Annotated in this window: 8 protein-coding genes; all 8 read left to right on the top strand. The window is 70.6% G+C overall.

The features are described from left to right. Positions 1–164 precede the first annotated feature (164 nt). The 8 genes from ACX1D3_RS06745 to ACX1D3_RS06710 all read left to right on the top strand — a co-directional run bounded on the left by ACX1D3_RS06745 (position 165) and on the right by ACX1D3_RS06710 (position 12,496). The gene (locus tag ACX1D3_RS06745) at positions 165–2,939 is read left to right on the top strand and encodes a family 78 glycoside hydrolase catalytic domain (RefSeq protein ID WP_458996218.1); all 2,775 of its coding nucleotides are present in this window, start codon (positions 165–167) and stop codon (positions 2,937–2,939) included. A 151-nt stretch (positions 2,940–3,090) separates the two neighbouring features. Continuing rightward, positions 3,091–4,428 (top strand): ABC transporter substrate-binding protein, encoded by a 1,338-nt coding sequence (locus ACX1D3_RS06740; protein WP_458996217.1) that lies wholly within the window; start codon positions 3,091–3,093, stop codon positions 4,426–4,428. A 151-nt stretch (positions 4,429–4,579) separates the two neighbouring features. Next, positions 4,580–5,512, top strand: a complete 933-nt coding sequence (locus ACX1D3_RS06735; RefSeq protein ID WP_458996216.1) for a carbohydrate ABC transporter permease — start codon at positions 4,580–4,582, stop codon at positions 5,510–5,512. A 5-nt stretch (positions 5,513–5,517) separates the two neighbouring features. Beyond that, entirely contained in the window at positions 5,518–6,342 is an 825-nt protein-coding gene (locus ACX1D3_RS06730; RefSeq protein ID WP_458996492.1) for a carbohydrate ABC transporter permease, read from the top strand. 125 nt (positions 6,343–6,467) lie between these two features. Then, positions 6,468–7,466: a LacI family DNA-binding transcriptional regulator gene (locus tag ACX1D3_RS06725; RefSeq protein ID WP_458996215.1), complete on the top strand. Its 999-nt coding sequence runs from the start codon at positions 6,468–6,470 to the stop codon at positions 7,464–7,466. A 104-nt stretch (positions 7,467–7,570) separates the two neighbouring features. Continuing rightward, a complete protein-coding gene (gene rhaI, locus ACX1D3_RS06720) occupies positions 7,571–8,731 on the top strand; it encodes an L-rhamnose isomerase (RefSeq protein WP_458996214.1) in 1,161 nt (386 codons plus the stop codon). Continuing rightward, positions 8,731–11,229 (top strand): FGGY-family carbohydrate kinase, encoded by a 2,499-nt coding sequence (locus ACX1D3_RS06715; RefSeq protein ID WP_458996213.1) that lies wholly within the window; start codon positions 8,731–8,733, stop codon positions 11,227–11,229. Before rhaI ends, ACX1D3_RS06715 begins: the two co-directional genes overlap by 1 nt. A 61-nt stretch (positions 11,230–11,290) precedes the next feature. Further along, on the top strand, positions 11,291–12,496 hold the full coding sequence (locus ACX1D3_RS06710; protein ID WP_527252168.1) for an Nramp family divalent metal transporter: 1,206 nt from the start codon (positions 11,291–11,293) through the stop codon (positions 12,494–12,496). The last annotated feature ends 1 nt before the right edge of the window (position 12,497 follow it).

The raw sequence follows: 12,497 nt of genomic DNA, 5'->3' as shown, positions 1-12,497 counted from the left end.
CGGCCCCTTCCCTGTCATGGCAGAACCCTAGACCCTGAGGCCCCCCGATGAAACGCTTCACGACTTTTGGGAATCTGCTTGACGCGGGTGGACGGCGGGGTCCACCATGGACATGAAACGTTTCATGGCGAAACGTCCGTCTCTCACCGTCGAGGATCACAACCATGAGTAGAACCACGCGGCTCCGAATCGAGAACCGCCCCATCTCCGCCGCCGTCCTCGGGCTCGGCGACCCGGCCCCGCGCCTGTCCTGGCAGGTCGTCGACGCGCCGGACGGCTGGGTCCAGTCCGCCTACGCCGTCGAGATCGACCGTGACGGCGCCGTCGTCACCCACGAGGAGGAGTCGGCGGACCAGCTGTTCGTGCCCTGGCCGCAGGCGCCGCTGGCGTCGCGGGAGCGCGCCGTCGTGCGCGTCCGGGCGCGCGGTGCGGACGGGCAGTGGGCCGCGTGGAGCGAGCCGGTGGCCGTCGAGGCCGGCCTGCTGGCCCCCGAGGACTGGCAGGCGCGCTTCGTCTCCCCGGTCACGCTGGGCGGCATCCTCACCCCGGCCCCCCTGCTGACCACGGCCTGGCAGCTCCCCGCGGGCATCGTCAGCGCGCGGCTGCACGTCACCGCCCACGGCCTGTACGAGATGAGCCTCAACGGCACCCGCGTCGGCGACGAGTATCTCGCCCCGGGATGGACCACCTACGGCCATCGCCTGCGCTACCAGACCCACGACGTCACGGACCTCCTGCGCGAGGGCGCCAACGACGTGAGCGCCCTGCTGGGCAACGGGTGGTACCGCGGCCGCCTCACGTGGGGCAACCGCCGCGCCCTCTACGGCGACCGCCTGGCCCTGCTCGCCCAGCTCGAGGTCCTCACCGAGGACGGCACCCGCCACGTGTTGGGCACCGACGCCACCTGGCGCGCGCACACCTGGCGCGTCCTCGCCGACGACATCTACGACGGCTGCACCACCGACCTGCGCATCACCGGGCCGCAGGGCGACGACGCCGTCGAGGTGGTCGACGCCGACCTCAGCCTCCTGGTCTCCCCCGACGGCCCGCCGGTGCGCATCACGCAGACCGTGCCGTCGAAGACGATGTGGCGCTCCCCCTCGGGCGCGCTGTTGATCGACTTCGGCCAGAACGTGGTGGGCTGGGTGCGCCTGACCGTGCGCGCCGAGTCCGGCCGCGAGGTCGTCGTGACCCAGGCCGAGGTGCTCGAGCACGACGAGCTCGGCATCCGCCCGCTCCGCACCGCCAAGGCCACCGACACCTACTACCTGGCCGGTACGGGCGACGAGGTCCTCGAGCCCACCTTCACGTTCCACGGCTTCCGCTTCGCCCGCGTCGACGGCGTGGCTGAGTCCGAGATCGTCTCGGTCGAGGCGGTGGTCATCCACAGCGACATGGAGCGCACCGGCTGGTTCGAGTCCTCCCACGAGCAGCTCAACCAGCTCCACCAGAACGTGGTGTGGGGCATGCGCGGCAACTTCCTCGACGTGCCCACCGACTGCCCGCAGCGCGACGAGCGCCTCGGCTGGACAGGCGACATCCAGGTGTTCACGCCCACGGCCGAATTCCTCTACGACGCCACCGGATTCCTGCGCTCCTGGCTCCGCGACCTGGAGGCCGACCAGTTCGACGACGGCGGCGTCCCCATCGTGGTGCCGAACGTGCTCGGCAACATGGTGGCGACGGCCTGGGGCGACGCGGCGGCCATCGTGCCCACCGTCCTGCACGAGCGCACCTCCGACGAGGCGGTCCTTGCCCGACAGCTGCCCAGCATGCGCCGGTGGGTGGAGTTCCTCGACAAGGCCGCCGGCGACGACGGCGTGTGGTCCGGCGGCTTCCAGTTCGGCGACTGGCTGGACCCCACCGCGCCGCCGCACGAGCCCGCCAAGGCCAAGGCGGACCCCGACGTGGTGGCCACCGGCCACGTCTACCGCAGCGCCGACTTCACGGCGAAGGCCGCCGCCATCGTCGGCGACGCAGACACCGAGGCGTACGCCCGCTCCGTGGCGGACAGGGCCCTGGCCGGGTTCCGCCGGGAGTTCGTCACCCCCGGCGGCCGCATCCTCAGCGACGCGCAGACCGTCTACGCCATGGCCCTGGCGTTCGGCCTCCTCGACGGCGACGACCAGCGCGCCGCCGCGGCCTCCCGGTTGGCAGACCTGGTGCGGATCTCGGGCTTCCGGATCTCCACGGGCTTCGTCGGCACCCCCCTGGTGACCGACGCGCTGGCCGACAACGGCCACGTGGAGACCGCCTACCGGCTGCTGCTGCAGACCGGGTGCCCCTCGTGGCTCTACCCGGTGACCATGGGCGCCACCACCATCTGGGAGCGCTGGGACTCGATGCTGCCCGACGGCACCATCAACCCCGGCGAGATGACCTCGTTCAACCACTACGCGCTGGGCGCCGTCGCCGACTGGCTGCACCGCACCGTCGCCGGCCTCGCGCCCGTCGAGCCGGGGTACCGGCGGATCAGGATCGCGCCCAGACCTGGCGGCGGGCTGACCCACGCCCGGGCCCGCCACCTGTCGCCCTTCGGGGAGATCTCTGTGGGGTGGCGCCGCGAGGGCGACGAGGTGGTGGTCTCCGCCACTGTTCCTGCCGGCGTGACCGCGGAGGTGGACCTGCCCGGGACCGCCGTCGAGGTGGGCTCCGGGACGCACGAGTGGCGCGTGTCGCTGCCCGAGCCGGTCTACGGCCCGCCCGCCACGGTGCGCGAGCTCATGGACGATCCAGCCCGGTGGGACCGCTTCGTGGAGGGCACCATCGCGGCGCCGCTGAGGGGCATGGTGCACTTCACCGACGAGGCCTCGGTGGCCGACCGCATGGCGGCCCATCTCGACGACTCCGTCGAGGTGCTGGTGGACGCCTTCACCCTGGGCGGCAGTGACGGCGGCCGGGACGAGATCCTGGCCGTGGTGCGCGAGAGCCTCACCTGACGAACCGCAGTTGGCTACGGCCGACGCTCCCCGGCGTCGGCCGTGACCAAACTGATACCTACAAAAGCTTGACAGGCCCAGGGCCGACATTTTAACCTTTCAACATGCAGATGAAACGTTTCATCTGATTGAGTCCAACGGAGGGCACTACATGAATCTCAAGAAGACCGGAATCGCCAGCATGGCGATCGTCGCGGCCGCCGCGCTGGCCGCCTGCAGCCCCGGATCGCTCGGCTCCACAGACGACCCCACCACCTCGGGAAGCGGCGCCCCCGCCGCTGAGGCCGTCGAGATCACCCTGCTCGTCGACAACTCCGAGACCTCGCTCAACACGGCGCAGGCCATCGCCGACGGCTTCAACGCCGCGCAGGCCGAGGTGGTCGTCGAGGTCGAGACCCGCCCGCAGGGCACGGACGGCGACAACGTCGTCAAGACCCGGCTCGCCACCGACGAGATGAGCGACGTCTTCTGGTACAACTCCGGATCACTGCTCCAGGCGCTCGACCCCAACACCACTCTGGTGGACCTGTCGGGCGAGGCCCTCATGGACCGGGTGGACGACGCCTTCAAGCCCGCGGTCAGCAGCGGCGACGCCATGTTCGGCGTGCCCGTCGGCCAGGCCATGGGAGGCGGCATCCTCTACAACAAGGCCGTCTACGCCGACCTCGGCCTCGAGGTGCCCACCACGTGGGACGAGTTCATGGCCAACAACGAGAAGATCAAGGCCGCCGGCATCGACCCGGTCATCCAGAGCTACGGCGACACCTGGACCTCCCAGCTGTTCATCCTGGCCGACTTCCACAACGTGACGGCCGTCCAGCCCGACTGGGCCGAGAAGTACACCGCCAACCAGGCCAAGTACGTCGACGAGCCTGCCATCAAGGGCTTCCAGCGCCTCGAGGAGGTCTACAAGGCCGGGTACATGAACGAGGACTTCGCCACCGCGAAGCTGGACCAGGCACTCAACCAGCTCGTCACCGGGTCCGGCGCGCACTACCCGATGCTGTCCTTCGTCATCAACACCTACGTGGGCCTGTCCGACGACGCGGCCGAGAACATCGGCTTCTTCGCCCAGCCCGGTGACGACGCGGCAGACAACGGCCTCACCGCCTGGACCCCCGCCGGTCTCTACATCCCCAAGACCACCGAGGGCGACAAGCTCGAGGCCGCCAAGAAGTTCGTCGACTGGGTGGCCACGCCCGAGGCCTGCGATGCGCAGACCGCAGCAGTGACGCCCACCGGCCCGTACCTGGTCAAGGGCTGCGAGCTGCCGACGGACCTCCCGGCCGCCGTGGGCGACCTGCAGGTCTACTTCGACGAGGGCAAGGCCAGCCCGGCGCTCGAGTTCCTGTCCCCCGTGAAGGGCCCGAACCTCGAGAAGATCACCGTCGAGGTGGGCTCCGGCATCCGCTCGGCCGCCGACGGCGCCGCCCTGTACGACCAGGACGTGGAGAAGCAGGCCCAGCAGCTGGGCCTCGAAGGCTGGTGATCCACCCCGGCGCGTGAGCCGGATCGCACCCGCGGAGGGTGGGGGTTGTTCGCTCCTCCCCCACCCTCCTCCCCCGTTTCACACACACTGAAACCAGCGGCGCCGACGCCGCCCACGACGACGTGACATTCAGCCAGCCAAGGAGCCTTCCGTGTCCGCCACCTCTACCTCCGCGCGCCCGGCCACCGAGCCGCGCCAAGGCGCCAAGCCGCGCATCTCGCCCGTGCACATCGACAAGAGCTACCCGCTGTGGTTCTTCCTGCCGGGCGGCATCGTCTTCATCGCCCTCTTCATCGTGCCTACGGCCCTGTCCTTCTACTTTGCGTTCACCCGCTGGACGCTCTTCAAGGCCACCTTCGTCGGGTTCGACAACTTCGTCACCTTCTTCAGCGAGCCAGGCCTGGTCGGCGCCCTGGTCAACACCCTCATCTACGCGTTCGTGACCTCCGGCTCCAAGGTGGTGCTGGGCATGCTGCTCGCCGTCGTGCTGGTGCAGCACATCTGGGCGCGCGGATACCTGCGATCGGTGACCTTCTTCCCCGTGCTGGTCTCCGCCGTGGGCGTGGGCCTGACCTTCCAGGTGCTGCTCAACCCCACCTCGGGCGTGGTCAACGCCGCCCTGGGCGTGGTGGGCATCGAGGGGCCGCGCTGGCTCGTCGACCCGAACATCGCGCTGCTCACCGTGGCCGCCATCGACGTGTGGAAGGGCATCGGCCTGGCCACCCTCATCTACATCGCCGGGCTCGTGGCCATCCCGCAGGAGTACTACGAGGCGGCCAAGGTGGACGGCGCCAGCGCCTGGGACATCTTCCGCAACATCATGCTGCCGCTGTCCTTCCCGGCCACCTCGACGGTGATCATCCTCTCCCTCATCGGCGGGCTGCGGTCCTTCGACCTCATCTGGACCACCACCCAGGGCGGACCCGGCTTCGCCTCGGACGTCATCGCCTCGGTGATCTACAAGCAGTACCAGGCCGGCTTCTACGGCCTCTCCACCGCTGGCAACGTGATCCTCTTCATCGTCGTGACCGCGATCATCTACCCGCTCTCGCGGTGGCTCAACTCCAAGGAGGTGGCCCAGTGACCAAGATGAGGCCAATCGGCTACATCATCGGCATCATCGGGATCGCCCTCACGAGCGTGATCTTCCTGCTGCCCTTCGCGTTCATCCTGCTCACCGCCATGAAGCCGCAGCAGGAGGCAAACCTGCTGCAGTTCTCCTGGCCGGAGCAGATCGTGCTGTGGGAGAACATCGTCACGGTCGTCCAGACCCGGGACTTCATGCTCATCATCGCCTTCATCAACTCCACCATCCTCACGGTGGCCAGCGTCACGCTGATGGTGATCTTCGGCGCGATGATCGCCTACGTGCTCCAGCGCCGCAAGAGCTGGCTCAACCCGTGGATCAACGGGCTGGTCCTCGCCGGCCTCATCATCCCGCCGGCCGTTGTGCCCACCATCTGGGTGATGCAGACCCTCGGCATCTTCAAGACCCTGCCCGGCCTGATCCTCATCGAGGTGGCGTTCGGCCTGTCCTTCACCGTGCTCATGATGCGGGCGTTCATCGCCGGCATCCCCAAGGAGATCGACGAGGCCGCCATCGTCGACGGCGCCGGCCCCATGCGGCTGTTCTTCCAGGTGATCCTTCCGCTGCTGCGCGGCGTCATCGTCACCGTCGTGGTGGTGCAGTCGGTGTTCGTGTTCAACGACTTCCAGAACCCGCTGTACTTCCTTCCGGGGGATCAGAACGCGACGGTGCAGCTGACGCTGTTCAACTTCCAGAGCCAGTTCAACACCTCGTACAACCTGCTGTTCACCAACATCCTGCTCATCACCATCCCGCCGCTGATCATGTACATCTTCTTCCAGCGCCAGATCGTGGCCGGCATGACGTCGGGGGCGGTGAAGGGATGACCAGCGCGGCGGGGTCGCCGTCGCGGCAACCTCGTCGCGCACGGCCCCACGGGCTCCGGCGCGTACAGTATGCGCAGCCCCCGGAGACCGATCGGAGTCAGGTGAACCCCCTTCCGCGCCTCAGCATGCGTGACGTCGCCGACAAGGCGCGGGTGTCGATAGGCACGGTCTCCAACGTGGTCAACAACCCGGAGCGGGTGCTGCCCGCCACGAGGGAGCGGGTAGAGGAGGCCATCCGCACGCTCGGCTGGGCACCCAACCAGCAGGCGCAGGCCCTGCGCGCGGGCAAGAGCCGCGTGATCGGCCTCGCCGTCATGGACGTCGCCAACCCGTTCTTCGCCGACGTCCTCCGCGGCGCCCAGGGCCGGCTGGAGGAGGCGGGCTACGCGGCCACCATCGGCGACTCGGACAACCGCCCGGAGCGCGAGGCCTCCGCTCTGCGCTCCTTCCGCGACCAGCGGGTGCGTGGCGTGATCCTCGGGCCCATCGGCGCCACGCCGCCGGAGGTCGAGTCCCTCCTCCAGACGCGGATCCCCACCGTCCTGGTGGACCGCGCGCACGGCGGGACGGGCTGCACCGTCGGCGTCGACGACGAGGCGGGCGGCCGGATCGCCGCCGAGCACCTCATCGCCCAGGGCCACACCGCGCTCGCCTTCGTCGGCGGCCCGTCGACGCTGGCCCAGGTGCGGGACCGCCGCGAGGGCGCCGAGGGCGCTGCCGCCGACGCGGGGGTGAGCCTCCTGGCGGTCTCCGTCGACGCGCTCGACTTCGCCTCGGGGAGGGCGGCAGCCGAGCAGCTGGCCCTGCTGCCCCCCGCCGAGCGCCCCACGGGCATCTTCTGCGCCAACGACATGATCGCCATCGGGCTGCTCCAGGGCCTCGTCGCGGCCAGGATCCGGGTCCCGCAGGACGTGGCCATCGTCGGCTACGACGACATCGACTTCGCCGCCGCGGCCGCCGTGCCCCTGTCGTCGGTGGCGCAGCCCCGTCGCGAGCTCGGCGCGACGGCGGCCGAGCTGCTCCTCGAGGAGATCGACGACCACGAGTCCGGGCGCGAGCACGAGCACCGCACCGTCACCTACACCCCCACCCTCGTCCCCCGCGCGTCCAGCATCTCCTCATGAGCACCACACGCGGATCGCGGGGGCGGCATTGACCTCTCACACTCATAGTTGTATCGTTTCAATAGCTCATACTGAAACGATTTAATCGCGCAAGGAGGCGCCTCATGATCAGCACCATCAGCAAGCAACTCGAGGACCAGGTGATCGAGGTCCCGTCCTGGGCCTACGGCAACTCCGGCACCCGCTTCCGCGTCTTCGGCACCCCGGGCACCCCCCGCACCATCCAGGAGAAGCTGGCCGACGCGGCCCAGGTGAACCTCTACACCGGCCTCTCGCCGAAGGTCGCCCTGCACTACCCCTGGGACAAGGTCGACGACTGGGCCGCGCTCAAGTCCTACGCTGCGGACCTCGGCGTCGAGTTGGGCACTGTCAACTCCAACACCTTCCAGGACGAGGCCTACAAGTTCGGCAGCCTCGCGCACAACGATCCGAAGGTCCGGCAGATGGCGATCGACCATCACCTCGAGTGCCTCGAGATCATGACCGAGATCGGTTCGCAGGACCTCAAGATCTGGCTCGCCGACGGCACCAACTACCCCGGCCAGGGCGACATCCGCCGTCGTCAGGACTGGCTGGCGGACTCGCTGGCCAAGATCTACAGCCAGCTCGGGGCCGACCAGCGGCTCGTGCTGGAGTACAAGTTCTTCGAGCCGGCGTTCTACCACATGGACGTCCCGGACTGGGGCACCTCGTACGCGCACGTCAACGCGCTGGGCGACCGGGCGCTCGTCTGCCTGGACACCGGCCACCACGCGCCTGGCACCAACATCGAGTTCATCGTCGCCCAGCTGCTGCGCCTCGGGAAGCTCGGCTCGTTCGACTTCAACTCGCGCTTCTACGCCGACGACGACCTCGTGGTGGGCGCTGCCGATCCGTTCCAGCTGTTCCGCATCCTGTGGGAGGTCCGCCGCGGCGGCGGCTTCGACCCGGCCACCGGCGTCGCCTTCATGCTCGACCAGTGCCACAACATCGAGGACAAGATCCCCGGCCAGATCCGCTCCGTGCTCAACGTCCAGGAGATGACGGCCCGCGCGCTGCTCGTCGACGCCGACGCGCTGCAGGCGGCCCAGGACCGCAACGACGTCCTGGGCGCGCACGCCATCCTCATGGACGCGTTCTACACCGACGTGCGGCCGATGCTTGCCGAGTGGCGTGAGGGTCGCGGCCTTGCCGCCGACCCGATGGCGGCCTTCGCGGCCTCCGGCTACCTGGCGAAGATCGCCGAGGAGCGCGTCGGCGGGGCCCAGGCCGGCTGGGGCGCCTGATGCCGAAGCAGTCCGTCATCGCTGTGGACCTGGGGGCCACCAGCGGCCGGGTGGTGCTGGCCACGTTCGTCGACGGGCGCGTCTCGCTCGACGAGGTGCACCGGTTCTCCACCGCCGCCCGGCAGACCGACGACGGGCTCCGGCTCGACGCCGTGGCCCTGTTCGCCGAGATCCAGGCGGGCATCGGCCGCGCCATGGAGGCCGCCCCGCACGGGGTGGCCGCGCTCGGCATCGACTGCTGGGCGGTCGACTACGGCCTCCTCGGCGATGACGGACTGCTCGAACTCCCCTTCAATTACCGCGACCCCCGCACCGAGCGGGGGCGCGCCCTGGTCCGCGAGCGGATCTCCGAGGCGGAGCTGTACTCGCGCGTCGGCCTGCAGGACGTGCCGTTCAACACGGTCAACCAGTTGGCCGACGACCTCGCCTCCGGCCGCCTGGAGCGCGCCACCCGCTTCCTCATGCTGCCCGACCTGCTGGGCTACTGGCTGACCGGCCGGGAGGTGGCCGAGCGCACCAACGCCTCCACCACCGCCCTGCTCGATCCGCGCACCGGCCAGTGGGACTGGAAGCTGATCGACCGCCTCGGACTCCCGGCACGGATCTTCGCCGACGTGGTGGAGCCGGGCACGGTCGTCGGCGAGATCGTCGCCGGGCCCGCCGCCGGCGTGCCGCTGGTGGCCGTCGGCTCGCACGACACCGCCTCGGCGGTCGTCGGAGCGCCCCTCGAGGCCGACGATGTGTTCATCTCCTCGGGCACCTGGTCCCTGGTGGGCATGGAGCTCGACGCCCCGATCCTCACTGAGGAGTCTCGGCGGGCGAACCTCACCAACGAGGGCGGCGTGGATTCCACGGTGCGCTACCTCAAGAACGTCATGGGGCTGTGGATCCTGTCCGAGGCCGTGCGCCACTGGGCCGCTCAGGGCCGCGAGCTGTCCGTGCCGGACCTGGTCGAGGCGGCCCGCGCGGTGACCGACGCCCCCCACTTCGACGCCACCCACCCCAGCCTGCTGCCCCCCGGCGACATGGTCGGCCGCGTCAAGGCCCTGGCCGGCGGCGACGAGCGGCTCGAGGACCCGGCGGTGTTCACCCGTGCCCTCATCGAGTCGCTGGCCGACGCCTACGCCGACGTGGTCGACGAGCTCGCCGCGATCACCGGCCGCACCCCCCGTCGCCTCGTCATCGTCGGCGGCGGCTCCCAGAACCGCCTGCTCTGCCAGCGCGCCGCGGACCGCACCGGGCTCCCCGTCTCGGCCGGCCCGGTCGAGGCGACGGCGCTCGGCAACTGCCTCATCCAGGCCCGCGCCGTCGGCATCCTCGGCGGCACCCTCACCGACCTCAGAAAGACCGTGATGGCCTCCACCACCGTGACCCAGTTCCTCCCCCGCCCCGAGAAGGAGCTCGCCGAGATCACCGCGCTCTCCAACGAGTTCGGCGCCAACCCCAGCTTCGTGCGGGCCGGCGGCGGCAACTCGTCGGCGAAGGCCGACGGCGTGCTGTGGATCAAGCCCAGCGGCGTCTCGCTGGCCTCCATCACCGCCGAGGACCTGGTGCCGCTGGACCTGCAGGTGCTGCTCGACTCGCTGGACGCGCCGGACCCCGACCCCAGCCTGGGTGATCCGGTCAACCACATCGCGGGGCTCGCCCGCCGCGACGCCGGCCCCCGCCGTCCGTCGGTGGAGATCCTGTTCCACGCGCTCATCCCGGACACCTACGTGTTCCACACCCACCCGCTGCTCATCAACGCCATCACGTGCAACGCCGACGGCGAGCGCCTCACCGCCGAGCTGTTCGGCAACGACGTGCTCTGGGTGGCCTACGTGGATCCCGGCCTGCCGCTGGCCCGCGAGATCGCGGCCCGCCGCGACGAGTTCTCGGCCCGCACCGGCCAGCCCGCGCCCAAGGCGACGTTCCTCATGAACCACGGCCTCATCGTCGCCGGGGACAACTCCGACGACGTGCGCGCCGAGAGCTACCGGATCCTGGCCCGCATCGAGGAGGCGGTCGCGGCCGCCTCCGCCGACCAGCCGTCGACTGCCGCCGGCGCAGACCTCGGAGCCGTGGCCGAGGCGTTCCGCTCCGCGCTGGGCGCCGTCGCGGTGGCCACCGACGACGGCGACATCGCGCGCGCCTTCCCCGCCACCGAGGCGGGGGCGCGGTTCCTCGTCGAGGGCCCGCTCATCCCGGATCAGATCGTCTACGCCGGCTCGTTCCCCCTCGCGGTGGGCGGCGCCGACGAGGTCCCGGCCGCGCTGGCCGCGTTCCGCGAGGCCCGCGGCGTGGACCCGGTGATCGTGGTGGTGCCGGGCTCTGGTGTTGCGGCGGCCGGCGACTCGGAGAAGTCGGCCACCACCGCCCTGCAGGTCTACGTCGACGCCCTCACCGTCGGCCGCGCCGCCAGCGCCCTGGGCCGGGTCCGCGCCCTCAACGAGGCGGAGCGCCGCTTCATCGAGACCTGGGAGGCCGAGGCGTACCGCCAGCAGGTCGCCAAGGCCTGACCGTCCCGGACGCGGCGTGAGAGCGGCCGACGCGACGCGTCGCCTGCCCTAGACTCCGCGCATGATGGGACGCCGGACGGTCGCGCTGCTGGGGCCGGCGTTCGTCGCTGCGATGGCCTACGTCGATCCCGGCAACGTCGCGGCCAACCTCACCGCGGGCGCCACGTTCGGCTACCTGCTGGTGTGGTCGCTGGTGCTCGCCTGCCTGATGGCAATGGTGGTGCAGTACCTCTCCGCGAAGCTCGGCGTGGTCACCGGGGCCAGCCTCAGCGCCCAGGTCCGCGACTCTCTGGCCAGGCGGCGCTTCGGCGGGCTGTGGCGCGTGCTCTACGCCGTCCAGGCGCTGGCCGTGGCCATCGCCACGGACGTGGCCGAGGTGGTGGGCGGCGCCATCGCCCTCAACCTGCTGTTCGGCCTGCCGCTGCCCGCCGGCGCGGTCATCGTCGGCCTCGTGGCCGTCGTCATGCTGCAGTGGCTCCGCTCACGCGGCGAGGTGTTCTTCGAGGTGCTGCTCATCGGCGTGCTGGCCATCATCGCCCTGGGGTTCCTCACCAGCCTGCTGTGGCTGCCGCCGGACCCGGCGCAGGTCGTCGGGGGGCTGGTGCCCCGGTTCGCCGGGGCCGAGTCGCTCCAGCTGGCCGCCGCGATGCTCGGCGCCACGGTGATGCCGCACGCCGTCTACCTGCACTCCGAGCTCGCCCGCGCCCGGCACCACGGCTCCGACGAGACAGCTCCCCGGCTGCTGCGCGTCCAGCGCGTGGACGTGGTGATCGCGCTGACCGTCGCGGGCGTGGTGAACGTCTCGATGCTGCTGTTCGCGGCCGCAGCCCTGCAGGGCGCCACCGTGGACTCGATCGAGGCGGCGCACGGCGAGATCGCGACCCTCGTGGGCCCCGTCGCCGCGACGGTGTTCGCCGTCGGGCTCCTCTTCTCCGGCGTGGGCTCGGCCATCGTGGGCACCGACGCGGGCGCGGGCATGGTCCGCGACCTCGTCTCCCCGCGCATCACGCCCACGCTGCGGCGGCTGATCACGCTGGTGCCCGCCGTCGCCATCCTGCTGATGGGCCTGCCGCCGACGGAGGCGTTGGTGCAGTCGCAGCTGGTGCTGAGCTTCGGCATCGGCTTCGCCGTGGTTCCGCTGGTGGCCTTCACCGCCAGCCGGAGGACCATGGGCGAGCACCGCAACCCGGTGTGGCTGACGGCGATCGCCTGGGCCGTGGTGGCGGCGGTGCTCGCCCTCAACGTCGCGGTGATCGCGACGGCGTGAG

This window comes from Tessaracoccus yangjingae (genome assembly GCF_054483935.1).
The sequence above is the reverse complement of the archived record's forward strand: the minus strand, read 5'-3'. Positions and strand labels throughout refer to the sequence as shown.

Excerpts from the sequence above, each read along its gene's own strand:
- ACX1D3_RS06745 (WP_458996218.1), top strand. The coding sequence starts at position 165 with ATGAGTAGAACCACGCGGCTCCGAATCGAGAACCGCCCCATCTCCGCC.
- ACX1D3_RS06740 (WP_458996217.1), top strand. The coding sequence starts at position 3,091 with ATGAATCTCAAGAAGACCGGAATCGCCAGCATGGCGATCGTCGCGGCC.
- ACX1D3_RS06730 (WP_458996492.1), top strand. The coding sequence starts at position 5,518 with ATGAGGCCAATCGGCTACATCATCGGCATCATCGGGATCGCCCTCACG.
- ACX1D3_RS06725 (WP_458996215.1), top strand. The coding sequence starts at position 6,468 with ATGCGTGACGTCGCCGACAAGGCGCGGGTGTCGATAGGCACGGTCTCC.
- rhaI (WP_458996214.1), top strand. The coding sequence starts at position 7,571 with ATGATCAGCACCATCAGCAAGCAACTCGAGGACCAGGTGATCGAGGTC.
- ACX1D3_RS06715 (WP_458996213.1), top strand. The coding sequence starts at position 8,731 with ATGCCGAAGCAGTCCGTCATCGCTGTGGACCTGGGGGCCACCAGCGGC.
- ACX1D3_RS06710 (WP_527252168.1), top strand. The coding sequence starts at position 11,291 with ATGATGGGACGCCGGACGGTCGCGCTGCTGGGGCCGGCGTTCGTCGCT.